This is a genomic window from Duganella zoogloeoides, from assembly GCF_034479515.1.
GTDB classification, from domain to species: domain Bacteria; phylum Pseudomonadota; class Gammaproteobacteria; order Burkholderiales; family Burkholderiaceae_D; genus Rugamonas; species Rugamonas zoogloeoides.
The window spans coordinates 4,615,715-4,640,519 of record NZ_CP140152.1 but is presented as its reverse complement, the minus strand read 5'-3'; the positions used below and the strand labels follow the sequence as shown (position 1 = coordinate 4,640,519).

General features: G+C 62.8%; 25 protein-coding genes. 13 read left to right on the top strand and 12 right to left on the bottom strand.

Features of this window, described 5'->3' with window-relative positions:
- Positions 1–21: 21 nt before the first annotated feature.
- Positions 22–1,464: an exodeoxyribonuclease I gene (gene sbcB, locus SR858_RS20550; RefSeq protein WP_019921677.1), complete on the bottom strand. Its 1,443-nt coding sequence runs from the start codon at positions 1,462–1,464 to the stop codon at positions 22–24.
- A gap of 79 nt (positions 1,465–1,543) precedes the next feature.
- Here sbcB and SR858_RS20545 point away from each other — a divergent pair, with 79 nt between their 5' ends.
- Positions 1,544–2,251 carry a DUF5610 domain-containing protein gene (locus tag SR858_RS20545; protein WP_019921678.1) on the top strand — a complete coding sequence of 236 codons (708 nt, stop codon included), beginning with the start codon at positions 1,544–1,546 and terminating at the stop codon, positions 2,249–2,251.
- On the opposite strand, the gene SR858_RS20540 is transcribed toward SR858_RS20545, so the two are convergent.
- The gene (locus SR858_RS20540) at positions 2,248–3,237 is read right to left on the bottom strand and encodes a GGDEF domain-containing protein (protein ID WP_019921679.1); all 990 of its coding nucleotides are present in this window, start codon (positions 3,235–3,237) and stop codon (positions 2,248–2,250) included. The two genes, SR858_RS20545 and SR858_RS20540, sit on opposite strands and share 4 nt — an antisense overlap.
- Before the next feature lie 163 nt (positions 3,238–3,400).
- On the opposite strand from SR858_RS20540, the gene SR858_RS20535 reads away from it, so the two are divergent.
- A complete protein-coding gene (locus tag SR858_RS20535; protein WP_019921680.1) occupies positions 3,401–4,180 on the top strand; it encodes a helical backbone metal receptor in 780 nt (259 codons plus the stop codon).
- Between the two features lie 27 nt (positions 4,181–4,207).
- Here SR858_RS20535 and SR858_RS20530 read toward each other — a convergent pair whose 3' ends face one another.
- The 4 genes from SR858_RS20530 to SR858_RS20515 all read right to left on the bottom strand — a co-directional run bounded on the left by SR858_RS20530 (position 4,208) and on the right by SR858_RS20515 (position 7,740).
- Positions 4,208–4,585, bottom strand: a complete 378-nt coding sequence (locus SR858_RS20530) for an HPF/RaiA family ribosome-associated protein (RefSeq protein ID WP_019921681.1) — start codon at positions 4,583–4,585, stop codon at positions 4,208–4,210.
- Between the two features lie 112 nt (positions 4,586–4,697).
- Positions 4,698–5,357 (bottom strand): DUF1345 domain-containing protein, encoded by a 660-nt coding sequence (locus tag SR858_RS20525; RefSeq protein WP_019921682.1) that lies wholly within the window; start codon positions 5,355–5,357, stop codon positions 4,698–4,700.
- 24 nt (positions 5,358–5,381) lie between these two features.
- Complete coding sequence (locus tag SR858_RS20520; RefSeq protein ID WP_019921683.1) at positions 5,382–6,632, bottom strand: MFS transporter; 1,251 nt, start codon at positions 6,630–6,632, stop codon at positions 5,382–5,384.
- A 61-nt stretch (positions 6,633–6,693) separates the two neighbouring features.
- Complete coding sequence (locus SR858_RS20515) at positions 6,694–7,740, bottom strand: CDP-6-deoxy-delta-3,4-glucoseen reductase (protein ID WP_019921684.1); 1,047 nt, start codon at positions 7,738–7,740, stop codon at positions 6,694–6,696.
- Positions 7,741–7,752: 12 nt separating this feature from the next.
- On the opposite strand from SR858_RS20515, the gene SR858_RS20510 reads away from it, so the two are divergent.
- Together SR858_RS20510 and SR858_RS20505 are read left to right on the top strand one after the other, a co-directional pair.
- Positions 7,753–8,634 carry an SDR family oxidoreductase gene (locus tag SR858_RS20510; RefSeq protein WP_019921685.1) on the top strand — a complete coding sequence of 294 codons (882 nt, stop codon included), beginning with the start codon at positions 7,753–7,755 and terminating at the stop codon, positions 8,632–8,634.
- Positions 8,635–8,922: 288 nt separating this feature from the next.
- On the top strand, positions 8,923–9,162 hold the full coding sequence (locus SR858_RS20505) for a hypothetical protein (protein ID WP_019921686.1): 240 nt from the start codon (positions 8,923–8,925) through the stop codon (positions 9,160–9,162).
- A gap of 72 nt (positions 9,163–9,234) precedes the next feature.
- Here SR858_RS20505 and SR858_RS20500 read toward each other — a convergent pair whose 3' ends face one another.
- From SR858_RS20500 to SR858_RS20485, 4 genes are all read right to left on the bottom strand, one after another.
- A complete protein-coding gene (locus tag SR858_RS20500; RefSeq protein WP_019921687.1) occupies positions 9,235–9,426 on the bottom strand; it encodes a hypothetical protein in 192 nt (63 codons plus the stop codon).
- 54 nt (positions 9,427–9,480) lie between these two features.
- Positions 9,481–9,999: a glycine-rich domain-containing protein gene (locus SR858_RS20495; protein WP_019921688.1), complete on the bottom strand. Its 519-nt coding sequence runs from the start codon at positions 9,997–9,999 to the stop codon at positions 9,481–9,483.
- Positions 10,000–10,064: 65 nt separating this feature from the next.
- On the bottom strand, positions 10,065–11,918 hold the full coding sequence (locus SR858_RS20490; RefSeq protein WP_154819924.1) for a CHASE domain-containing protein: 1,854 nt from the start codon (positions 11,916–11,918) through the stop codon (positions 10,065–10,067).
- Between the two features lie 140 nt (positions 11,919–12,058).
- Positions 12,059–13,825: a glutamine--tRNA ligase/YqeY domain fusion protein gene (locus SR858_RS20485; protein WP_019921690.1), complete on the bottom strand. Its 1,767-nt coding sequence runs from the start codon at positions 13,823–13,825 to the stop codon at positions 12,059–12,061.
- Between the two features lie 185 nt (positions 13,826–14,010).
- On the opposite strand from SR858_RS20485, the gene SR858_RS20480 reads away from it, so the two are divergent.
- From SR858_RS20480 to SR858_RS20465, 4 genes are read left to right on the top strand one after another with little or no spacing between them, the layout of a single operon-like run.
- Positions 14,011–14,304 carry a DnaJ domain-containing protein gene (locus SR858_RS20480; protein ID WP_019921691.1) on the top strand — a complete coding sequence of 98 codons (294 nt, stop codon included), beginning with the start codon at positions 14,011–14,013 and terminating at the stop codon, positions 14,302–14,304.
- 32 nt (positions 14,305–14,336) lie between these two features.
- On the top strand, positions 14,337–14,837 hold the full coding sequence (locus tag SR858_RS20475; RefSeq protein WP_019921692.1) for a hypothetical protein: 501 nt from the start codon (positions 14,337–14,339) through the stop codon (positions 14,835–14,837).
- 3 nt (positions 14,838–14,840) lie between these two features.
- Entirely contained in the window at positions 14,841–15,617 is a 777-nt protein-coding gene (locus SR858_RS20470) for a hypothetical protein (RefSeq protein WP_026637258.1), read from the top strand.
- A 14-nt stretch (positions 15,618–15,631) separates the two neighbouring features.
- Positions 15,632–16,522, top strand: a complete 891-nt coding sequence (locus SR858_RS20465; protein ID WP_019921693.1) for a hypothetical protein — start codon at positions 15,632–15,634, stop codon at positions 16,520–16,522.
- Positions 16,523–16,544: 22 nt separating this feature from the next.
- Here SR858_RS20465 and SR858_RS20460 read toward each other — a convergent pair whose 3' ends face one another.
- Complete coding sequence (locus SR858_RS20460; RefSeq protein ID WP_019921694.1) at positions 16,545–17,447, bottom strand: LysR substrate-binding domain-containing protein; 903 nt, start codon at positions 17,445–17,447, stop codon at positions 16,545–16,547.
- 104 nt (positions 17,448–17,551) lie between these two features.
- Between SR858_RS20460 and SR858_RS20455 the strand changes: the two genes are divergently transcribed.
- From SR858_RS20455 to SR858_RS20445, 3 genes are all read left to right on the top strand, one after another.
- Entirely contained in the window at positions 17,552–18,802 is a 1,251-nt protein-coding gene (locus SR858_RS20455) for an MFS transporter (protein WP_019921695.1), read from the top strand.
- Positions 18,803–18,930: 128 nt separating this feature from the next.
- Positions 18,931–19,281 (top strand): hypothetical protein, encoded by a 351-nt coding sequence (locus tag SR858_RS20450; RefSeq protein ID WP_019921696.1) that lies wholly within the window; start codon positions 18,931–18,933, stop codon positions 19,279–19,281.
- 77 nt (positions 19,282–19,358) lie between these two features.
- A complete protein-coding gene (locus tag SR858_RS20445; RefSeq protein WP_019921697.1) occupies positions 19,359–19,850 on the top strand; it encodes a type II toxin-antitoxin system HicB family antitoxin in 492 nt (163 codons plus the stop codon).
- Positions 19,851–19,858: 8 nt separating this feature from the next.
- Here the strand turns inward: SR858_RS20445 and SR858_RS20440 are convergent, their stop codons facing one another.
- Positions 19,859–21,088, bottom strand: a complete 1,230-nt coding sequence (locus SR858_RS20440) for a CaiB/BaiF CoA transferase family protein (RefSeq protein ID WP_019921698.1) — start codon at positions 21,086–21,088, stop codon at positions 19,859–19,861.
- Positions 21,089–21,194: 106 nt separating this feature from the next.
- Between SR858_RS20440 and ugpQ the strand changes: the two genes are divergently transcribed.
- Together ugpQ and alaS are read left to right on the top strand one after the other, a co-directional pair.
- Positions 21,195–21,947, top strand: coding sequence for a glycerophosphodiester phosphodiesterase (gene ugpQ, locus SR858_RS20435; RefSeq protein WP_019921699.1), 753 nt, complete (start codon positions 21,195–21,197; stop codon positions 21,945–21,947).
- A gap of 70 nt (positions 21,948–22,017) precedes the next feature.
- Positions 22,018–24,627, top strand: a complete 2,610-nt coding sequence (gene alaS, locus SR858_RS20430; protein ID WP_019921700.1) for an alanine--tRNA ligase — start codon at positions 22,018–22,020, stop codon at positions 24,625–24,627.
- Positions 24,628–24,805 lie beyond the last annotated feature (178 nt).

The window sequence follows — 24,805 nt, the reverse complement described above, 5'->3', positions numbered from 1 at the left end:
CGGTAACGGTGACGCTGGTGCTCAATGCGCCGGCGCCACCATTTCCGCGTATTCGTACAAATCCGCCAGGATCTGCTCGGCCCGCTCATCGGCATCTTGCTGCAGGTGATCGATCTCGCCGAAGAACTGGTCGATGGTGCGGGCGCCGCCTGTGCCTTCGTAAAACTTCGCTGCACGGTGCTGTTCCCAGTGCTCCATTTCGGTTTCCGACAAGGTCTCCGGGTAGTTGCGCGCGCGGTAGCGGAACACCAGTTCGGCCAGGCGCGCGTCGCCGAACGACGGTGACGCCACGGCCAGCCGCGCCGGGCTTTCCTTGCGCAGGGTATCGAGCAAGCGGCGGTCGTCGCGGCTGACAAAACCGTTGTACAAATCTTCGTCCACGTCGAGCGGTTCGCCCGGCGGGCGGTGGAACACTTGCGCCCATTCGGCATCAAGGTTGCGGCCGGCGGCGGCAATTGCGGCGTGGGCCTTGCTCTGCTCGAGATCGATGCCCCAGCGCGCGGCCATGGCCGGCGACAAGGTCTTTAAATTCGCTACCAGCATCGGTGACTTGTTCAAATGGATGCTCTTGACCGGCAGCCGCGTCATGCCTTCGGGCAGGGCGTCGGCGCGGCTGAAGATGCGGGTGCGGATGGTGTCGGCGTCGAGCGTGAACAATTCGGTCGGATCGTAGGTGCAATCCCAGACGATCACTTCGTTCTTGTTGGTCGGGTGCGTGGCCAGCGGCCAGACCAGCGCCAGGCAGCCGCGCTCGGCCGGGAACATGCCGGACACGTGCAGGAACGGCGCGCGCAGTTGCGGCGCCAGGTGCATGCCGATCTCGTCGGCCACGCGGTCTTTCTTGTGCAGCGCGAAGCAGAAATCGAACAGCTTGGGCTGGTGCTGGCGGATCAGGCGCGCCAGCGCGATGGTGGCGCGCACGTCGGACAGCGCATCGTGCGCCGCTTCGTGCAGCAGGCCGTTGGCCTTGGCCAGGTGTTCGAGCTTGAAGCTGGGTTTGCCGTCTTCCTTGACCGGCCACTCGATGCCTTCCGGGCGCAGCGCATAGGTCATGCGCACCACGTCAAGCAAGTCCCAGCGGCCGCAGCCGTTTTGCCATTCGCGCGCATACGGGTCGATCAGGTTGCGCCAGAACATGAAGCGGGTGATCTCGTCATCGAAGCGAATGGTGTTGTAGCCGACGCCGATGGTGCCGGGTTCCGAAAACGCCTGCTCGATGGTGCGGGCGAACTGGTGCTCGGGCACGCCCCATTCAAGGCACTGCTGCGGCGTGATGCCGGTGATCAGGCATGATTGCGGATCAGGCAAGAAATCATTGGCGGGCTGGCAATACAGCATGATCGGATCGCCAATCTCGTTGAGCTCGGCATCGGTGCGGATCGCGGCGAATTGCGCCGGGCGATCGCGCCGCGCCATGGCGCCGAAGGTTTCATAGTCGTGCCAAAGGAAAGTCTGTGTGGTCATGGAGGCGTATTCAGGGGGGCTACAGTTATTGGTAAATCTGCCGATAATCGGTACTCAGGCACCTACAGGGAGCACTATCATGGCTACTCCAGTCTCTATTACTCCAGGCAGCAGCAGCACCGGCAGCGCCGGCAGCACCAGTGCGCTCAAGGCCAATACGGCTGCCACCGCAGCGACCGCATCCACTGATAAAGCGGCGGACATGTCGCCAGCGGCCAAGGCAAAAGCACAGCTTAATGCATCGATCGTGGAAGCGTCGCTCACGGTGTCGCTCAAATCGGGGAACGATCCGATGTCGGTGGTGTTCAAGACCGCACTGACCGGCATCAACGAGGCGCTCGAAGCCGACTTCGGCAAAGATGCGATCCAAAACGCGTCGTCGCAGGACAACTCGCCCGAGGCTACCGCGAACCGCATTGTATCGCTGTCCACCGGTTTTTACGAAGCGTACAAGCGGCAAAACCCGGGCCAGGACGACGAGACTTCTCTGAACAACTTCATGGATACCATCAAGAAGGGCGTGGAGCAGGGCTTCAAGGAAGCGCGCAGCATCCTCGACGGCTTCAAGGTATTGAGCGGCGAACTGTCGTCCAATATCGACAAGACCTACGATTTGATCCAGCAAGGTTTTGCCGACTTTGTCGCCGCCCAGAAGGCGCCGCCGCCAGCCGAGAACGCTGCCAGCGCCACGGCCACCGGCAACGCCAGCGCGGCCATTACCATTACGCCCAAGGCCGCCGACAACGATAAAGACAGCGGCTTCCAGATCGACCCGCCCAAGGTTTAATCGGCAAGCGCTTCCTGCACCACCTGGTTACGGCCCAGTTCCTTGGCACGGTAGAGCGCAGCGTCCGCGCTGGCAATCAGGTCCTGCTCGCTTTGCTGCGGCCGCAGCGTGGCCACGCCGAACGAGGCGGTGATGTGCGGCATCGGCTGGCGCATGTCGGCAAACACAACCGCCTGCTGCATGCGTTCGCACAGCCGTTCGGCCACCGCCACCGCCATCTTGCCGTTGGTGTCGGGCAGCAGCACCATCATCTCCTCGCCGCCGTAGCGCACGGCGAAATCGGTCGGCCGCAGGGCGCCGCTCAATACTTGCGCGGCGGTGCGCAGCGCCTGGTCGCCGGCCAGGTGGCCGTGGGTGTCGTTGAAGCGTTTGAAGTGGTCGAGGTCGATCATGATCAGCGCCAGCGGCGCCCCCGAACTCTGCGCTGTCGCCGCCAGCTTCGGGAGCAGGTCGTTGAGCCAGGCCCGGTTGTACAGCCCTGTGAGGCCATCGTTCATCGACAACCGGCGGTAGAACTCGCCCAGTTTCTGACGCGTGCGCAGCTGGGCGTTGGCGGCGCGGATACGGAATGACAGCAGGCGCAGCAGGTTACGCGCCACCACGTTCGACTGGTCGATCAGTTTCCACACCAGGTCCGCTTCGATCACCAGGATATCGCTGTCTTCGAGCGCCGTGATGCGCGACAGGTTGGCCTCCTCGTCCAGCACCGACTGCTCACCGAGGCTCTCGCCGGGCAGCACCTTGCTGACACTGCCATTGCCGTCGGCCACGCCGGTGTTGCTGTCGGTTTCCACCGCGAGCACGCCCCGCAATACAATGTAAAGCTGCGCCTGGTTAGATTCGGGGATGGCCTTGCCTGCTTCCAGGCGCATGACGGGACAGTTGGCCAGCAACCTGGCGACGGCAGCATCGTCATTGGCGTCGCGCAGGAGCTGCAAGTTGCCGGGCCGGTAGCCAGACTTGCCGAAGGTACTAATCTGTTTCAAGGTGGTTCTTTCAATGGCGCAGCGATGAGTGCTGGCAAGCATTTCTCATGATAGCCCAAAGGCAGGCGGGCGGTCACGCCGGGGCCTGAAACTGGTGTAAATTTTACACAGGTAGTTGTTGCATGATGTAGTCTATCCAACACTGAAACATTGAGGAGTTTGCATGGTTTACACCGATGCCATCGGCACCCAGCACCAGGCCGATCCGAATGCCCGCATCGTCTCGCTGGTGCCGTCGATTTCCGAGTTGCTGTGCGACCTGGGCCTGGCGCCGCAACTGGTGGGGCGCACCGGCTTCTGCATCCATCCGGCCGAACTGGTGCGCGACATTCCCAAGGTGGGCGGCACCAAGGACGTCAATATCGAGAAGATCCGCCAGCTCGCACCCACCCACCTGGTGGTCAATATCGACGAGAACGAGGAAGAGACGGCCGACCTGCTGGCCGAGTTCATCCCCAACATCATCGTCACGCATCCGCTGGGACCGCAGGACAACCTGGCGCTGGCGCGCCTGCTGGGCGGCGTGTTCTGCCGCGAGGAAGCGGCCGCGCGCTGGTGCGCCGACTTCGAGGCCGAATACGCGGCGCTGCAGGCCAGCCCCAAAGGCCCGCCGCAAACCATGTTGTACGTGATCTGGCAAGACCCGTGGATGACGATTTCGCCCGACACCTATATCGCCCGCATGCTGGCCGAAATCGGCTGGCAGGTGCCGGACCTGGGCGACGTGCGCTATCCGCAGTTCCGCTGGTCGGCGGACCTGGTGGACGGGATCGATGGGGTGTTGTTGTCGAGCGAACCGTACCGGTTCACCGAGGCGCATGTGCATGCGCTCGAACAGCAGATCGGCAAGCCGGTGCTGCTGGTCGATGGGGAAATGTTGTCGTGGTATGGCAGCCGCGCGCTGGCGGGGTTGCGCTACTTGCGGCAACTGGCCCGGGAGTGATGCCGGGCCGCTGCCTGCGCAGTGGTATTACTTGATGTCTTCTTCGACGTCGTCTTCGGCCGGCACGGCATCCTTGGCCGATGCGTGCTTGTCCTTGTCTTGCAGACGGCCCAGGGCGCTGTCGATGGCGCGCTTGAGCTTGGCGGAGGCGCCGCCGATCGCCTGGTGCAGAGTGGCGCTGTGGTCGCTGACGGCAATCGGCTTGTAGCCGGTAATGCGCGCTTCCATCAGGCAGCGGTTGTCGCCGTCTGCCGATTTCTGGCCCAGGTTGTCGCTGAGGTGAACTTCGACGCTGGTGATCTGTTCGCCGAAACGGTGGAGTGAATCGCTGACGACGGTGCGTACATGGTCGTGGAGGCCTGCATGAACGGCGACGGTCTTATCGGAATTAACATTGATTTGCATACGATTGCTCCTGTCTTTTTGTTTGTCTGCAAAATCATATTACTCCTTTTATGCTTAGGTTCGCGTTAAATACCCCACCTTCGATAACAACCATACGCGGCAGTTGATAAGCTCAGTTGATCAGCGACGCTGCGATGTTGATCGACAGACCGAGGATGGCCAGGTTGTAGAAGAAGCACAGCACCGACTGGCCCAGCACCACCTTGCGCATGCGCCGGCTGCGCACGGTCACGTCCGACGTCTGCACCGCCACCGAGATCGTGAACGAGAAGTACAGGAAGTCCCAGTAGTTCGGCTGCAGGTGCTGGTCCGGGAAGCCCAGCAGCGGCTCGGTCTCCTTGTTGGTGTAATACAGGTGGGCATAGTGCGAGCAGAACATCACGCCCGTCATCAGCCACGAGCCGATCACGGTCAGCGCCACGAAGGTGTATTGCAGCGGCAGGTCGTCGGGATGGTTTTTCAGCGACGCCAGTTGCAGCACGATGGCGGCCAGCGAGATCAGGATCGCCACCGACAGCGTGGCCAGGATCACCGGGCCTTTTTCGTCCTGGCGGCTGGCGGCGCGGCGGATGTCGTGATGGTCGGCGCGCAGCATCATCGACACCATCGTCACCAGGTACAGCCACACCGCCACGTCCCATGCCGTCAGGACGCGCGTGAGCCAGTGCCAGTCGTCCGGCAGGAACGGCCACACCAGCGCACCGACCGCTACCGCCAGGCTCAGGTGCGGCCGGCTGTGGATGATGCGCGGCAGCGTGGGGCGCCAGCTCATTTGTTTACCTTCATTTGTTTACCTTCATTTGCTTACCTTCTTCTGGTCGTGGGGGAAGCGGTCCATGCGCGAGAGCACGGGGAAGAGGTAGGCCCACAGGCCGGTCACCACCAGGGTGGCCGCGCCGCCGAACAGCACCGCGCGCGTGAGGCCCATCCAGCCCGCGGTCACGCCCGATTCGAATTCACCGAGTTCGTTGGAGGCGCCGATGAATACCGAGTTGACGGCGCTGACCCGGCCCCGGATTTCGTCCGGGGTTTCGTACTGTACCAGCAGGTGGCGCACGTACACGCTCACCATGTCGCCCATGCCCATCAGGAACAGGGCCACCAGCGCCACCACGAAAGTGGATGTGGCGCCCAGCACCAGCGTGCCCACGCCGAAGATGGCCACGCCGCCGAACATCCAGGCGCCCACGCGGCGCGTGATCGGGAAGAAGGCCAGCGCGATCGAGCACAGCGCCGCACCGATGCCGGGCGCGGTACGCAGCATGCCCAGTCCCTGCGGCCCCACGTGCAGCACGTCGTGCGCCAGCGCCGGCAGCAGCGCAGTGGCGCCGCCGAACAGCACCGCGAACAGGTCGAGCGAAATGGCGCCCAGCACCACCGGCCGCGAGCGCACGAAGCGCAAGCCTTCGAGCACCGTGTGCCAGGTGGCCGGCGCCCGGTTGCTCGGCTGCTTGACCGACTTGACCAGGCACATCAGGATCACCGAGATCACCAGCATGCTCGAGGAAACCATATAAACGGTTTTCGGGCCGGCCAGATAGAACAGGCCGCCCAGGGTGGGGCCGAGGATCACGGCCACGTGCATGCTGGAAGAACTGAGCGCCACCGCCTTGGCGAAACTCTCGGGCGGCACCAGGTTGACCAGGATCGCTTGCGTGGCCGGCCCCATGAAGGCGCGCGCGCTGCCGAACAGCACCAGTACCGCGAACACCGGCCACACCTGCGTCAGGCCCGCATAGGTAAAGGCCAGCAGCGACAGGCCGCACAGCAGTTGCGCAGCCAGCGCGAGGGCGATCAGGTTGCGGCGGTTGTAGCGGTCGGCGGCGTGGCCGGCGATCAGGATCAGCAGCAGGAACGGCGCAAACTGCGCCAGGCCGATCAGGCCCAGGTCGAAGAGGTTGCCGGTCATCGAATAGACTTGCCAACCGATGGCAACGTTCTGCATTTGCACCGCCAGGGTGCCGAGCGTGCGGGCAAACAGGTAGAAGGTAAAGTTACGGTGGCGCAGGACGCTGAAACCGTTGGAAATGGCGGGACTGTCGGACATGAAGGCTTTCAGGGAGCAGAGCCTCGGGACTCTGCATCCCGGGCCCTGCTGGTGGATGCGATTACGGTTGCTGGATCAAACCTGGTTGGTGCAGATCGGCCTCGGTGGTGAAGGCGTCCGCGTAGAACTCGTCCTCGGGCAAGCCGCACCGGGCCACGAAGTCGCGCAGCGCCGCCTCGACCATCAATGGCGCACCGCACGCGTACACCTGGTGGCCCGACAGGTCGGGCAGGTCGTTTACTACGGCCTGGTGCACGAAGCCCGTGCGTCCGGTCCAGCTGTCTTCCGGCAGCGCATTCGATACCACCGGCACATAAGTGAAGTTGGGCAGGATCGCTTCCCACTGGCGGCACAGCGCGTCCATGTACAGGTCTTGCGGCCGGCGGCCGCCCCAGTACAGGGTCATGGGGCGGGTGGAACCCTCGGCGCGCAGGTGTTCGACGATGGCCTTGATCGGCGCGAAGCCGGTGCCGGACGCCAGCAGCACCATCGGCTTGTCGCTGTCGTCGCGCACGAAGAAGGTGCCCATCGGGCCCTCGAAGCGCAGGATGTCGCGCTCCTTCATGGTGGTAAATACCTGGTCGGTAAACAGGCCGCCGGGCAGGTGGCGGATGTGCAGCGTGAGCGGCTGGTCCACACCCGGCGCGGTGGCGATGCTGTAGCTGCGGCGCTTGCCGTCGCGCAGCAGGAATTCGATGTACTGGCCGGCGCGGAACTTGAGCGTTTCGTTGGCTGGCAGTTGCAATGTCATCACGATCACGTCCGGCGCGACTTTCTCGAGCGTGGAGACGCGCGACGGCATCTTGCGGATCGGATATTCGGCGCTGCCGGCCACTTCGCGGGCCTCGATCACCAGGTCACCGGCAGTGGTGGCGCAACAGAACAGCGCGAAGCCGGCCGCTTCCTCGTCCAGGCTCAGCGCCCGTTCCTGGTGCGCCTTGTGGGTGACGGCGCCCGAGACTATCTTGCCCTTGCAGGAGCTGCAAGCGCCGTTTTTGCACCCATAGGGCAGTCCCACGCCGGCGCGGATGGCAGCCGCGAGGATGGTTTCATCCTCGTCGCAGTGGAATTGGTGGCCGCTAGGCTGTACAGTAATTTGAAACGTCATACAATCCTTCAGATGAAAAACCCTAATCGTTCTACATTCAACCTGCCGCGCCTGCTGATCGTGGGCTGCGGCGACGTCGGCAAGCGCCTGCTGCCGCTGTTGCGCGGCCACTATCGCGTGTTTGCCACCACCAGCAGTCCTGAGCGCTGCGCCGAACTGCGGGCGCTGGGCGCCGTGCCCATGGTTGCCGATCTCGACCAGCCGGCCAGCCTGCGCCGCCTGGCTGGCCTGGCATCGACCATCGTGCACCTGGCGCCGCCGCAGGGCGAGGGGCCGCTGGACCGCCGCACGCGCAATCTCACCGCCATTTTACCTGAGCACGCCCGACTGGTTTATGTGAGCACCACGGGCGTCTATGGCGATTGTGGCGGCGCCCTGTTCGACGAGACCCGGCCGGTGGCGCCGCGCAATCCGCGCGCCACGCGGCGGGTGGATGCCGAAGGTGTGTTGCGGCGCTGGGCCGTGCGCAGCGATTCGACGCTGTCCATCCTACGCGTGCCCGGCATCTATGGCGCCGAACGGCTGCCGCGCAAGCGCCTGGAGCAGGGCACGCCAGCGCTGATCGCCGAGCACGACGTGTATACCAACCACATCCATGCCGACGACCTGGCTGCCATCATCGTCGGCGCGCTGCGGCACGGCAAGCCCAATCGGCTCTACCATGCGGTCGATGACAGCAATATGAAAATGGCCGATTACTTCGACGCCGTGGCCGATGCGCTGGGCCTGGCGCGGCCGCCACGGTTGCCGCGAGCACAATTGCAGCAGGTGGTCACGCCGGCGCTGCTGTCGTTCATGTCCGAGTCGCGCCGGCTGGCCAATGGCCGTGTCAAGCAGGAGTTGGGTGTGCGGCTAAGGCATGCCACGGTGGCATCTTTGTTGGCAACCTTGTAAATTTTGTAAAGACGCCTTGCATTTATGCAATTTAAGCAGCCTCAGGTTAACATTACAGGCTTCTATACCTTTTTTTACAATTCTTTTTTGATCTAGCATAAGAAATCGGGTTAGAATCTCACACATTGTCACGGAGAGTGTATTTCCGCTTATCCGTTAAATAACAAAGATGTGTAGTAGCGGGATCGGCGGCTATCGTGAGCGCATGGTTTCTCTAACTGCACCGATAATTTTATTAGTCAATGTGTCGCTTTCTTCCAACGGGCGACCCCGAACCTGCTAAATATCATGTCCATTAAAGAAATCACCTCCTCCCCAACCTACAACCCTAACCGCGTCCTCGATGCGATCATTGAAAAACTGCAACTGAAAAACGATGCAGCCCTGTCGCGCGCGCTGGAAGTGGCGCCGCCGGTGATCAGCAAGATCCGCCACAATACGCTGCCGATCGGTGCGACCATCCTGATCCGCATGCATGAAATCAGCGATTTCAGCATTCGCGAACTGCGCGAGATGATGGCAAATTAATTTGCCCACCGCTCAATAAAACGGCGCGTCACCCTTGCGGGGACGCGCCGTTTTGTTTTGGCGGGGCAGTTGCTAGGCAGTTGTATTGATCATGCTGCCGAGCCGCTGGCCGCTGGTGTTGACCATCGGCTGCGGTGGCGGTTGCTGCTGTTGTTGCGGTGGCGGGGCCACAGGCTCAGCCTGGCGCGCGACCGGTTCCGCCTGGCGCGGCGGTGGCGTGGTCTGGATATTAACGTTACTGGATGCGACGGAATTGACGGCCATGGTGGGCTCCCAACATCGATTGAATCCAGAGTATGCCACTTTATTTGGCAGATGTCAGCTCAGGCGTGGCCTTTCGGTGTACAGCGGCGAGGCCAGCGACGCGGTCGCGCTGCCGCGATATGCCCCCGGCGTCCAGCCGCAATAAGCGTACTGCCCAGCCTGTATCGTCGTGGCGCCGCAATAGGCGGTGCCAGGATTGGCGGCGACACTGCCATAGGCGATGCCGAATTCCTCCTCGTACAACTCTTTCATGCGATTGCCGATGCGCTCCAGGGTGGCGGCATCTTCTTCACCGCGCATGCCGATGTACGGGAAGTGGTGCAGGAAGTAGCCGAACACGGCCTGGCAATCGGCGGCGTATTTCATCGTGTCGAGAATGTGGTAATGCCAAAAGGTATCGACATCGACCAGCGGCGAGGTTTGCTCGTCGGGGAATTTTTTCATCAGGGTCAGAAACCGGCGATATTCAAGCTCGACCGCGTTGGCGCGTTCGAGCGTCCAGCCTTCGCCGGACTTGTTATGCATCAGTTTGACTTTGATCGGCTCCAGGTCCAGCGCGGCGATGGCATTCATGACGTTCCTTTGCTTGGGTTGAGGAAAATGGCAACAAGTCGATTTTGCCCATGCCGAAGCAATGCCTATTGATTTTTATCAACGGCCGTAAGGAAACTCCTAACGCGGTGAGATTTCTCCGTAGCGCGAGTGCCTGCAGGCGACTCGCGTCCCAGCGGGACCGCGATCGATACCACGGTGCCGCCGTTGGCCCCGCCCTCGATGGTGCAGGTGCCGCCCAGCAGGATGATGCGTTCCTCGATGCCGACCAGGCCGAACGATCCCACCTTGTTGCGGCTGTTGGCGCGCAGCCCCACGCCGTTGTCGGTAATGGTCATGGTCAGCATATTGTCCACCTCGGCCAATTCCACCCGCACCACGCTGGCGCGGGCATGCTGGGCGATATTGCTGAGCGACTCTTGCAGGATGCGGAAAAATGCGGTTGCGCAGCGGTCGTCCACGCGGATATCCTGTTGATGCTCGATGAACTCGCAGACCATGCCCGAGCGCGTGCGGAACTGGGCGATTTGCCATTCGACCGCCGCGTTCAGTCCCAGGTCCAGCACGGTAGGCCGCAAGTCGTTGATGATGTGGCGCACGCTCTTGATGGTGCTGTCGATCTGGTGCAGCGTGCCCATGGCGCGCGCGTGCAGGCGCGGGTGGCGATGGCGGGTGCGGGTGGCCAGCAGGTCGGCCTCGATGCGCAGCACCAGCAGGTTTTGTCCCAGGTCGTCGTGGATTTCGCGCGCGATGCGCTTGCGTTCCTGTTCCTTGATCTGGTCGGCATGGGCGGCCAGGCGACGCAGCTTGTGGTGCGACTGCTGCAGCCTGGCCTGGCTGTCTCGCAATTCCCTGGTCATTTCCTTGGCCATCTTGATGGCGCGCAGGCGCGACGAGGACAGCGTGTGGAACAGCAGGTAAAACATCAGGGTGCCGATAAAACCGGTGCCCAATGCCAGCCACGGCAGGAACAGGTCGAAGCGGCTCGACCATGCGCGCTTGGGTGCGCTGAACAGGGTTTGCCACTGGCGGCCGTGGAAGTCGAGCGGCAGCACCACCGAGTACAGTTGCGCGGTGCGCTCATCCTTGCCGTGCGGCTGGCTGTCGAACAGCAGGGTCGCGCGCGGCACCGGGGCGCTGGCGCTGCCGCCGTCGTACAGGCGCAGCCGTACGTCGCGCACCTGCATCTGTTCCATCGCCAGTTGGACCAGGCGCGGCACGCTGAAGCCGATGCCCACCGAGCCGATAAAATTGGCGCGGCGCTGTTCGACCGTCGCGCGTGGCATGCCGCGCCGGTACAAGGCCAGCCGGATTGCCATGCCGCCGCCGCCCTTGCCCAGGCTGTTCATTTCAATCAACTGGCCCGACGTGCTCACTTCGCCCGTATCGCGCGCGCGCGCCAGCGACTCGGCCACGGCGGGACGGGCGGCGATGTTCAGGCCCACCCGGTCGCGGAACGTGGCAATTGGCTCGATCATCGTGATGACCGAGTAATCGGGCCGGCGTTCGCGTGGGCGGATGTCGAAATCGGGGTAGCCGTTGGCCGTGCCATCGCCGCTGTGGCGTGCGGCGCGCTCGAAGGCGTCGCGGGCATCGTCGGTGAGGTAGGGGGAGTAGTTGATGCCGTCAAGGGCAGGGTAGTGCGATGGCAGCCGCAGTCCGCTCACGAAGCGGTGGAAATCGGCGGGCGTGACGTTGTCGCTGGCATCAAAAAAACTGGCGGTGGCGCGCAGGACATTGGTGTAGGAATCGATGTACGAGCTGATGTGATATTGGGCATTGCGCGCCTGGTGCATAAAGCGGGCGTTGCCGTCGTATTCGACCGCGCGGTCGGCTGCCACGTAGAATAGCGCACCCACGCCCAGCGAGAGCAGGATGCCCGCCCACCACACCGGCTTCGACGGTGAGAACCACTGCCGTTGCGCGAGTAATCGCCCCATTGCCACTGCCTTTCAGACGCCCCGCCAGTCCATAGATTATTGACTATAAAAAATATTCGATCTGCAAGTCAAGTGAATTTATGGATGTAAAAAAAGCCGGCGCCTCCTGCAGGAGGGCGCCGGCTTGTCGTGGGCATCGCTTACTTGGCCACGAAGCTGTCCTTGAGCGTGACAATCCGGTTGAACACCGGTTTGCCCGGTTGCGCATCGACACGGTCGGCCACGAAGTAGCCGTGGCGCTCGAACTGGTAGCGCTGGTCGGGCAGCGCTGCGCTCATGCCTGGCTCGAGGTAGGCGGTGATCACTTCCTTGGCGTTCGGATTGAGCACTTCCTTGAAGTCCTTGCCGCCGGCATCGGGATGCGGATCGGTGAACAGGCGTTCGAACAGCCGCACTTCGGCCGGCAACGCGGTTGCGGCGGACACCCAGTGGATGTTGCCCTTGACCTTGTAGTTATCGGAGCCGGGCGTGCCCGATTTCGAATCCGGGAAGTAATTCACGTGCACGGCCACCACGTTGCCGTGTTCGTCCTTGTCGTACCCGGTGCACTCGGTCACGTAACCATGGCGCAGGCGTACGCGGCTGCCCGGCTTGTCGTCGATCGGCGGGTAGTAGCGGAAATAACCCTTGCTCGGCACTTCCATGAAGTCTTCTGCCTCGATCCACAGTTCGCGCGTGATCGGGAAGGTGCGCACGCCCATTTCCGGGTGGTGCGGATGGACCGGCGACGTGCATTCCTCGCTCTGGCCTTCCGGGTAGTTGTCGATGATCAGTTTCAACGGACGCAGCACGGCAGTGGCGCGCGGCGCTTTCGGATCGAGATCCTCGCGCAGGCAGCCTTCCAGCGTGCTCATGTCGATCCAGCCGTCGGACTTGGTGACGCCGATGCGTTCGCAGAACAGGTGGATCGCTTCGGGCGTGTAGCCACGGCGGCGCAGGCCGACGATGGTAGGCATGCGCGGATCGTCCCAGCCGTCGACGATGTGTTCGTCCACCAGCTGGCGCAGCTTGCGCTTGGATGTCACCACGTAGGTGAGGTTCAGGCGCGAGAACTCGTACTGGCGCGGCACCGGCAGCTTGAAGAAGCCGCCCCTGGACAAGGTTTCCAGCAGCCAGTCGTAGAACGGGCGGTGGTCCTGGAATTCCAGCGTGCAGATCGAATGGGTGATGTTTTCCAGCGCGTCCGAGATCGGGTGCGTGTAATCGTACATCGGGTAGATACACCAGGCGTCGCCGGTACGCACGTGGTGCGCATGGCGAATGCGGTAGATGGCCGGATCGCGCATATTCATGTTGGGCGACGACATCGCATCTTCGCTGATCTTCGCGCGCAGGATGTGCTCGCCGTCGGCGTACTTGCCCGCTTTCATGTCGCGGAAGATTTGCAGCGATTCGTCCACAGGACGGTTGCGGAACGGCGAATTGACGCCCGGCGTATTGAAATTGCCGCGATTGGCCGCCATATCGTCTGCCGACTGGCTGTCCACGTACGCGTGGCCTTCTTCGATCAGGTACTCGGCCATTTCGTACAGCTGGTCGAAGTAGTCGGAAGCGTAGTGCAGGTGGTGTTCCACGCCGCCATCGGCTGCCGGGTAGTCGTAGTTAAAGCCCAGCCACTTGACGCTGTCGATGATGGTATCGACGTATTCCTGCTCTTCCTTGGCCGGGTTGGTGTCGTCGAAACGCAGATTGCAGCGGCCCTGGTAGTCGCGCGCCAGGCCGAAGTTCAGGCAGATCGATTTGGCGTGACCCACGTGCAGGTAGCCGTTGGGTTCCGGCGGGAAGCGGGTGATCACGGTGGGCAGATCGTCGCGCACATAGGTGCCGGCCGCCTGGTCGTGGTCGATGATGGCCCGCAGGAAGTTCGAAGGGAGTTCTGGCGCCGCGCTTTTTTTATCGTTGCTCATCTGAAAGATTGACTTGGAGAAGTTCGTGTAAGGACCATTTTACCGTATCCCTCGGGTGCGATCAGGGGAAATGCTGCATTGCGGCGACCCGCCGTTGTCGCTGTCAATGCCGAACCCGGGGGCGGGTGTGGCGCGACAGGTATAATTCGCCTTTGGTTCATCTATTTTGTTTCGGAGTTTCCCAAATGGAAAATCACTACAACACGCTGGGAATCGCGCCGAACGCCACCGACGACGAGATCAAGAAGATCTACCGCTCGCTGGCGATGCGTTTTCACCCGGACCGCAACCAGGCGCCCGGCGCCGAAGCGCGCTTCAAGGCCATCACCAAGGCGTACGAGATCCTGTCGGATCCGGTCAAGCGCGAGGAATACAACCAGAGCGTGAACCACCGCATCATCATCGATGCCGAGGCCGAGGCTTACCAGCTGTGGCGTTCCCTGTTCAGCCTGCATGGCACCACGCTGCCCGCTGCCTGAAACGCCCTCCACACCATCACGAAAGCAGGAACATGAGAAAAGTACACCCGGAGTTCGCCTACCAGTCGCGCGAACTCGAAGGCCAGATCGACGGCATCCTGGGCGACCCGCCCGACCGCAAGAACTACCAGCGCATGATCGACGCACTGGTGGACGAGTACGCCACCGGCGGCGGCATCGAGGACGTCAACATGCTGGCCTTCGCGCTGGTCGACCACCTGGAGTTTTCCGACCCGAAAGGCCTGCTGGCCGAAGCGGGCGACTACGAGTTCGGCGATGCCGCGCGCGTGTTCGCCATGGCGTCGTGCAAGGGCGAGGCAGCCGGCCGCATGTACGCGGCGCTGCAGGAAAACCTGCCCGACCTGGCGCGCCAGGCCATCATCACCGCCTTCCTGTTTAAAAACCCGCGCAAGTGGGACGACGACGACCAGTCGCTCGAGCAATTGTCGGCCAACGACGATGGCGACGATATCGAAGACGAAGACAACGCGACCGACGATTTTGCCCAAATGTTCGACAAGGATGGAGATTAAACCATGTCCGACGACCAAACCCGCAATCTGCCAGCGCTGAGCAAGCAAGTGACCGAGTTGGTGCTGGCCGGCTCCCTGGGCCATGCCGAGCAGGCGTTTGCCGATGCCGCCGACCAGTACGGCGACCTGGCCGTGGTGGAAGTGCTGTCCAATATTCCGCCGCAAGTGACCGCGCTGCACATGGCCGGCTTTGACGGCGGCAAGATGTCGCTGGCCACCTTGCTGGTGCCGCCCAAGGCCTGGGCCGACAGCCTGGCCTTTATTGCCGCCACCTGGCCCGACGACCAGATCGAGGACGATCCCGAGCGCATCGCCGAGTCGCTGTTCGCCCACGTCCACGGCGTGGTGTTTGCCACCGACGACGAAGAGCGCCGCAACGAGCTGCTGGCGGCCGCTTCGGCCCCTGACCATGGTGCGACCATGTTCGCGATTCTGTTCTCGATGGCGCCCAAGGAAATCCTCGAAGTGGCCGGCGAGATCATTGCCAAGGGCCCGTACCTGACCGGCCAGACCTCGTCCGACAACGACATGGTCCCGCTGGCGATCGCGCTGGCGCAGGCGTCGGAAGACGGCTGGGACCGCGCCTTGTTCGAGCTGTTCCCCGAGTTCCGCCACAGCGCCGACCTGGCCGACGCCGAGTTCAACGACGACCCGGACGAAGAGCAGAACTTCCTGCAGCGCTCGACCAAGGAACTGCTGTACCGCCTGCGCAAGCAAGTGCCGTCCACGCGCGTGGTCAAGGCGTCGCGCCGCAGTGTCGGCACCGGCATTTTCTCGTGATGGAACGCTGACCCATGCTGCCAGCAATCGTCAAAGAAAACCTGCCGCGCCTGACGCGCGCGATCCAGAAACTGGCTGCCGAGCCCGATGATGACGCCGCCTACACGCTGGCCGATGAACTGACCGGCATCACCGCCATGGTGGCCGAAAAGTTCACCAACGACCGCACCGCCGACGGCATCCAGAAGGCGTTGCAACTGACGGTGGGCGCGGTATCGCTGGGCCTCGATCATGCGCTGCCGGAGGCTGAACTCGACAGCGACGACCCGGACCTCGATGCCCTCGACCTGTTGATCGAGGAGGGCGCCGAGCACGCGTTCCAGATCGGTTTCCGCCTGATCAAGGAACTGTCGGCCTTGCCGGAGGATGCCCTGGTCGGCGAGTACGATACCGACCCGGTGTACGCGGCAAGGCGCCTGCGCGACCTGTTCGTCGACCTGTGCCAGACCGACCCGAACCAGAACTGGAACGGCAGCGACCGTTACGTGGTCATGCTCAAGCAGCGCAAGGAAGTGCAGGCGATTGTGCGCCTGGCCAACTGGCTGCGCCGCCACCACAGCGAAGGCCCGGTGTCCGACACCGACCTCAACGCCGAAGGCGTGATCGCGCTGGCGATCATTTTCGCGGTGGAAGGCGGGGGCAGGGTGATGGCGCGTACCGGCCAGAAGGAGTTCGAACGCTTCGTCAAATCGGTGCGCAAGAACAAGCCCGATTTCGAAGAAGGCTGGGCCGCGCTGGTGGCTGCCGTGCCGGTGCAACACCACCCGGTGCTGCTCGACCGCATCGCCAGTTACCGCGCGACCTGCACGGTGCTGCAGCACATCCGTGGCCGCACGGCCATGAAAACCTTGTTTGCGGAGCTGGAGAACTATGCCGGTTCCGAGCTCGATGCCGATTACTCGTAAGTATTCATCTTGAAGCTGCGGCTCAGCCCGCAGCTTCTTCTGCAACATCCTCCGCCACCGCCACAAACCCCGCCACCAGCGGCGAAATCTCATCCTTGCGCCGCGCCAGCAGCAGCGCCGTATTCGCTTCCGGATCGGCCAGCGGCCGGTAGCACACGCCGCCCATGCGGATAATCTCGAACGAACTCGGCAACACCGAAATCCCGCTGCCGGCCGCCACCAGGCCGATGATGGTCGAACCCTCGGCCGCCTCCACCGCGATATTCGGCACAAACCCCGCCTCCTTGCACAGCCGGAAAATCTGCGGATGGATGCCGGTGCCGGCCGTCTTCGGGAACATCACCAGCGGCAACCCCTTGAGGTCGCTGATGGCAATCGCCTGCTTGTGCGCCAGCGGATGCTCGACCGGCAGCACCAGCACCAGCGGATCGCGCCGCAGCACGGTCAAGTCCACGTTGTCGGGCAGTACCTGCTCGGGCGGGCGCACCAGGCCCAGGTCCAGCCGGCGGTCGCCGATGGCGTCAAGTTGCTCGAACGTGGACATTTCGTGCAGGGTCAGCGTCACGCCCGGATAGCGCTGGCGGTAACGGTTGATCACGGTGGCAAACAAGGGCGTGAGCGGCGTGGAAAATGTAAAACCCACGCGCAATTCGCCGGCTTCGCCACGCTCGGCCCGCTGCGCCGTTTGTACCGCCTGGTGCGACAGCGCCAGGATGCGCCGCGCATCGTCGAGAAAAAGTTTGCCTGCTTCCGTCAGCCGCACCCAGCGCTTGCTGCGTTCGAGCAGTTGCGCACCCACCTCCGCTTCCAGCATCTGGATCTGGTGGCTGAGCGGTGGCTGGCCGATGTGCAAGCGCTCGGCCGCGCGCGTAAAACTGAGTTCCTCGGCAACGGCGACGAAGTAACGGAGGTGACGAAGTTCCATGGCTGTTATCGTTTTAAAGTATGACTAACGACTTAAATATATATTGGACAGTCGTATCGTGCAATCCTAAGATGGCTTATCACCTTTGCTTCAGATTGCTCGCCATGTCCACCGCAGCTGCCGCCACGCCTGTTTTGCCCATGTCGCCCAAGTCGGCGCCGCGCATTGCCGCCGGCACCGCCGACTTCAAGCGCAGCAACCGCGCCATGTTCTTCGGCGGCTTTTCGTGCTTCGCGCTGCTGTACTGCGTGCAGCCGCTGATGCCGTTGTTGTCGCACGAGTTCGCGCTGAGCGCGGCGCAAAGCAGTCTCGCATTGTCGATCTCGACCGCTGCATTGGCCGTGTCGCTGGTGGTGTCCAGCGCGATTTCCGAGCGGCTGGGCCGCAAACCGCTGATGGTGGCCGCCATGGCGATTGCCGCCGTGATGACGGTGCTGTGTGCGTTTGCCCACAACTACCATCAGCTGCTAGCCATGCGCGCCTTGCTGGGCGTGGCCCTGGGCGGCATGCCGGCGATTGCCATGGCCTATCTTGGCGAGGAGATCGAACCGACCTCGCTGGGCTTGTCGATGGGCTTGTACATCAGCGGCAGCGCGTTTGGTGGCATGGCGGGCCGGGTGATTACATCAGTGCTCAGCGACCATTTTTCGTGGCGCCTGGCGGTCGGCATCGTCGGTGTGGCCGGCATCATGGCGGCGTGGGAATTCTGGCGCAGCCTGCCGCCGTCGCGCCACTTTACGCCATCGCACGGCGGCTGGCGCACCTTGCCGGCCGGTTTCAGGCTGCACCTGAGCGATGCCGGTTTGCCCTGGATGTTCGCGCTGGCCTTCCTGCTGATGGGCGCGTTTGTCAGCCTGTACAACTACATCGCCTATCGCCTGCTGGGGGCGCCGTTTGGCCTGAGCCAGAGCCTGGTGGGCACGGTGTCGTTCCTGTATTTGCTCGGCATCTACAGCTCGGTGTGGGCGGGCAAGCTGGCCGACCGCTATGGCCGCCGCCACGTGCTGTGGGCGGTGATGGCGATGATGCTCATCGGGCTGCTGCTCACGCTGTCGAATTGGCTGCCGCTGATCATCGCCGGCGTGGCGCTGTTCACCTACGGCTTTTTCGCCACGCACTCGGTGGCCAGCAGCTGGGTGGGGCGGCGCGCGCTCTCGAACAAGGCGCTCGCTTCCGCGCTGTACCTGTTTTTCTACTACCTCGGCTCGAGCGTGGTCGGTTCGGCCACCGGTGTGATGTGGGAGCGCAGCGGCTGGCCGGGCGTGGTGATGGTGCTGGGAGCCGCGCTGGGCCTGGGCTTGCTGGTGGCGTTACGCCTGCGCAGCCTGGCGCCGCTGGGCGCGGCCGAGAAGTAAGAAGCCGCGACAAGCGCCCTGATCCACATCAATAAACAGCACGGAATCTGTCGGCCGCAGCCAGTGTCGAATCAAGCTGGGAACGTTGTTCGTTCCCTCTTCATTCCGCACTTTCTGGAGGTGACACCATGCAGCCCACCAACGACCGTACCAGCGATCGCAGCGACAATATTCAACGCCGTTTCCACCTGGTCGAACAAGCGATCGGCCAGGCGTCCGAGGCCAGTTCGGCCGAACAACACCTGCCCAGCGAACTGCGCGACAGCATCCAGCGCGTGGACCGCCTGGGCGACACCGCGCGCGAAGTACTGCAATCGGGCGACCAGGCCCGCATCCGCAAGCTGGTCACCGACATGACCGCCTCCGCCGAACGCGCCCGCCGCGTGTGCACCAACATCCCGCAACTGTCGGCCCAGATCCGCGGCGCGGTCAGTCATATGGCCAGCCAGATCCAGGAACTGAAACGGGATTTGCAATAGTCGGCTGGACGCCCCAGTCCAGGGACCGCTCTGCTTGCTTGAGCGGACGAGAAAAACCGACTATATTCGGAGAGATCATGAAGCAAAGCGAATTCCTGCGCTGGCTGATACAGCGCGGCGTGCAAGTCAGGCAAGGCTCGAAACACATGAAGCTATACGCCAACGGCGAACAAACCATACTGCCGCGCCATCCGTCCAAAGAACTCAAGCAGGCACTGGTCGACGCGGTCAAGAAAAAACTGAAGCTCAGTCAATGTTCCACCAAGGAGGTTGCCATGCAATATCCTGCTGTCTTTTCCCCCGATCCCTCGGGCGGTTACGTTGTTACTTTTCCCGATATCCCGGAGGCGATCACCCAGGGCGATACCGAGGCCGAAGCCATCTGCATGGCCGAGGACGCGCTGGTCACCGCACTCGATTTTTATTTCGAAGACCACCGGCAAGTGCCCGCGCCTTCACGTCCCCAACTCGGCCAGCGGCTGGTTGCCTTGCCAGCGGAACTGGCCGAGCGGGTCCGGTCGTTGAATGCTGCGCTGAGGCGGCAGGGGTTGGGGGCGTTCCAGGCTTGAGCCGTCGCTCACAGCACTCCCTTGGCCCGCAGCGCGGCAATCTCGTCGTCGCTATGGCCCAGTAAATCGCGCACGATGTCGTCGGTGTGCTGGCCCAGCAATGGCGGAGCGACGGCATTGTCCGCCGGCGAGGCCGACAGGCGCATCGGGTTGCGTACCAGTTTGACGGTGCCGGCGGTGGGGTGCGGCACTTCGGTGACGATGCCGCGCGCCAGCACTTGCGGGTTGCTGTACACGTCGTCGAGGTTGTTGATCGGGCCGCACGGTACGCCTACTGCCTCCAGTTGCTCGATCCAGAAGTCGCGGGTCTGGCGCAACACCATCCCGGCCAGCAGCGGCACCAGTTCTTCGCGGTGTTTCACGCGCAGCGGATTGGTGGCGTAGCGCTCGTGGAAGGCCAGGTCGGCGCGGCCGCCCACCTCCACGAATTTCTGGTACTGGCCATCGTTGCCGGTGGCGACGATGATGTAGCCGTCGGCACACGCGAAGGTCTGGTACGGCACGATGTTCGGATGGGCATTGCCCCAGCGCTTGGGCGGCTTGCCGCTGTTGAGGTAGTTGCTGCCCATATTGGCCAGCATGGCCACCTGCACGTCGAGCAGCGCCATGTCGATGTACTGGCCTGCGCCGCTGCGGTCGCGGTGGGTCAGTGCCGCCAGGATGGCGATGGTGGCGTACATGCCCGTCATCAGGTCGGTCAGCGCCACGCCGGCCTTTTGCGGGCCGCCGCCGGGCAGGTCGTCGCGTTCGCCGGTGACCGACATCAGGCCGCCCATGCCCTGGATCAGAAAGTCGTAGCCGGCGCGGTGCGCATACGGGCCGTCCTGGCCGAAACCGGTCACCGAGCAGTAGACGAGATCGGGCTTGATGGCCTTGAGCGAATCGTAATCGAGGCCGTAGCGTTTCAGCTGGCCCACCTTGTAGTTTTCCAGGACTACGTCGCAGTGCTGCACCAGTTCGCGCAGCAGGGCCTGGCCTTCGGGACTGGCAATGTCGATCGTCACCGAGCGCTTGCCGCGATTGGCGGCCAGGTAATACGCTGCTTCGGTGGTGTCGTTGCCGGCGGCATCTTTGGCGTAGGGCGGGCCCCAGGCGCGGGTGTCGTCGCCGTTGCCGGGGCGCTCGATCTTGATCACGTCGGCGCCCAGGTCGGCCAGGTTTTGCGAGCACCAGGGGCCAGCCAGCACGCGGCTCAGGTCCAGCACGCGGATATGGCCCAGCGCTTTCGGTAAAGTCATCTTTATCTCTCTCTTGGGAAGTCTCGCCCGCCAGTGTAGTGTCTGTGCCGGGATCGTGATAGTGTCGTGGTTCCGTCCCTCCCAATTCCATCACTAATTCGGCATCATGTGGCCATATCCTAAAATTGTTGCGCATCGCGGCGGCGGCATCCTGGCGCCGGAAAACACGGTGGCCGGCTTGCGCGCCGGTCTTGCTTACGGCTTCCGCGCCGTCGAGTTCGACGTGATGCTGTCGAAAGACGGCATCGGCATGGTCATGCACGACCCCGATTTCGGCCGCACCGTGGCCGGGCCCGGCGCGGTCGCGCAAACGCTGGCGCGCGACCTGGCGGCGATGGATGCCGGCAGCTGGCACAGCGTCCAGTTCAAGGGCGAACCGGTGCCGTACTACACCCAGTTCATCGATTACTGCAAGGAGCAGGGCATCTGGATGAACGTGGAAATCAAGCCCGCCGACGGTTTTGAAGCTGCTACCGGCGCCTGGGTGGCGCGGGTGACGCGCGACGCCTATGCCGACGAGATCGCAGCAGGCGGCATGGCCCATGTGCCATTGCTGTCCTCGTTCAGCTTCGAGGCGCTGGCTGCCGCCCGCGATGGCGCGCCCGAGGTGCCGCGCGCGTATTTGCTCGACCGCATTCCGGCCGACTGGCAAGAGCAAGCCAGGGCGCTGCAAGCCGTGTCCATCAACACCAACCACAAGCATTTGACCCCGGAACTGGCCGCGACCATCAAGCAAGCCGGCTTTGGCCTGTTTTGCTATACCGTCAACGATCCGGCCCGGGCCCGCGAAATCCTGTTGTGGGGCGTGGACGGCTTTTGCACGGATCGGGTGGATTTGATCGGCCCGGCATTCGCCTGAAGCCCTGCCGTACTGGACGTCATATATAATCAACCCTTTGCATTTGCCAGCTACCCTCCCTGCATACGACATGAAATCATCTGAAATCCGCGAGAAGTTCCTCAAGTTTTTTGAATCCAAGGGTCACACGATTGTCCGTTCCAGCCCGCTGGTACCTGGCAATGATCCGACCATGCTGCTGACCAACAGCGGTATGGTGCAATTCAAGGACGTTTTCCTTGGCCTCGACACGCGCCCGTACTCGCGCGCAACCACCGTGCAGCGCTGCGTGCGCGCCGGCGGCAAGCACAATGACCTGGAAAACGTCGGCTACACCGCGCGTCACCACACGTTCTTCGAAATGCTGGGCAATTTCAGCTTCGGTGACTATTTCAAGCGTGACGCTATCCAGTACGCCTGGGAACTGCTGACCAAGGTCTATGGCCTGCCGGCCGAAAAACTCACCGTTACCGTGTATTTCGAGGATGACGAGGCGTACGACATCTGGGCCAACGAAATCGGTGTGCCCACAGAGCGCATCATCCGCATCGGCGACAACAAGGGTTCGCGCTACGCGTCCGACAACTTCTGGCAGATGGCTGACGTCGGTCCCTGCGGCCCGTGCACCGAGATCTTCTACGATCACGGCGCCGACATCTGGGGCGGCCCTCCGGGTTCGGCCGAGGAAGACGGCGACCGCTTCATCGAAATCTGGAACCTGGTGTTCATGCAGTTCAACCGCGACGAAGCGGGCAATATGAACAAGCTGCCCAAGCCGTGCGTCGATACCGGCATGGGCATGGAGCGCCTGGCCGCCGTGCTGCAACACGTGCACAGCAACTACGAAATCGACCTGTTCCAGAACCTGATCAAGGCTGCCGCGCGCGAAACCGGCGCCACCGACCTGGAGTCGAAATCGCTGCGCGTGATTGCCGACCACATCCGCGCCGCGTCGTTCCTGATCGTCGACGGCATCATCCCCGGTCCTGAAGGCCACGGTTACGTGCTGCGCCGCATCATCCGCCGCGCACTGCGTCACGGCCACAAGCTGGGCCAAACGAAACCGTTCTTCTACAAGCTGGTGACAGACCTGAACATCGAGATGGGCGTGGCCTATCCGGAACTGGCCGAAGCCAAGGACCGCGTTGCCGCCACTTTGAAAGCCGAGGAAGAGCGTTTCGGCGAAACGCTGGAAAACGGCATGAAGATCCTCGAAGCGCAGCTGGCCAAGGATCCGACCAAGCTCGACGGCGGTACCGCGTTCACCCTGTACGACACCTACGGCTTCCCGCTGGACCTGACCGCCGACATCTGCCGCGAGCGCAACATCACGCTCGACGAAGCAGGTTTCAACGCCGCCATGGAGCAGCAAAAGAAAACCGCGCGCGCCGCCGGCAAGTTCAAGATGGCCGCCAATGTCGAATACACGGGCGAGAAGACAAAATTCGTCGGTTACGACGACCTGAGCGTCAACGCCAAAGTCATCGCGCTGTATGCCAATGGCGCGTCGGTGCCGGAACTCAAGCAGGGCGAAGCGGGCATCGTGGTGCTTGATACCACCCCGTTCTACGCCGAATCCGGCGGCCAGGTGGGCGACCAGGGCGCGATCAAGGCCGCTGGCAGCCTGTTCGAGGTGGAAGATACGCTGAAGATCCAGGCCGACGTGTTTGGCCAGCACGGCGTGCTGACCCAGGGCAGCCTGAAAGTGGGCGACGCCGTCTCGGCGGAAGTGGACTTGCACAAGCGCGGCCGCACCATCCGCAACCACTCGGCTACCCACCTGATGCACAAAGCCCTGCGCGAAGTGCTGGGCGGCCACGTGGCGCAAAAAGGCTCGCTGGTCGATCCGGACAAAACCCGTTTTGACTTCAGCCACAACGCACCGCTGACGGCCGAGCAAATCGCCGAAGTGGAAGCCAAGGTCAATAAAGAGATCCTGGAAAACCACGCCACCAAAGCGCAACACATGTCGTTCGACGACGCTGTCAAGCATGGCGCCATGGCGCTGTTCGGCGAGAAGTACGGCGACGAAGTGCGCGTGCTCGACATCGGCACCTCGAAAGAGCTGTGCGGCGGTGTGCACGTGCAGCGTACCGGCGACATCGGCCTGTTCAAGATCATCGGCGAAGGCGGCGTTGCTGCTGGCATCCGCCGCGTGGAAGCGGTGACGGGCGAGGGCGCGCTGGCACTGGTGCAAGGCCTGGCACGCAAGCTCGGCGATGCTGCAGCCGCGTTCAAATCCAACCCGGACGAGCTGCTGGTCAAGATCGGCGCCGTGCAGGACCAGGTGAAATCGCTGGAAAAAGAACTGGCGGCACTCAAATCCAAACTGGCTTCGGGCCAGGGCGACGAACTGGCCACCAAGGCAGTCGATGTGAATGGCATCAAGGTGCTGGCAGCTGTGCTGGAAGGCGCCGATGTGGCCACCCTGCGCGAGACCATGGACAAGCTCAAGGACAAGCTGAAAACCGCCGCCATCGTGCTGGCCGCCGTCAACGACGGCAAGGTGAGCCTGATTGCAGGCGTGACCGCCGACGCCACGTCCAAGGTCAAAGCCGGCGAACTGGTGAACTTCGTTGCACAACAAGTGGGCGGAAAAGGCGGCGGACGCCCCGATATGGCGCAGGCCGGCGGTACCGATCCAAGCGGTTTGCCAGCTGCCCTGGCAGGCGTGGTGGACTGGGTGGGCGCTAAAGCCTGAGGGCAAAATATAGTCCTGCATTGCAAGTAACCCTGTAAAATCAGGGGTATCGACGGCCCGCGTGTCAAGCGCGGGCCGTTATTGTTTGAACGACTTGATTGTATACTTGCAAGTTCCCGTTGCAGAATTGCAACGGGCTACGAACTATTTTGGTGCAGCGCGTCAAGAGCACTGAAAA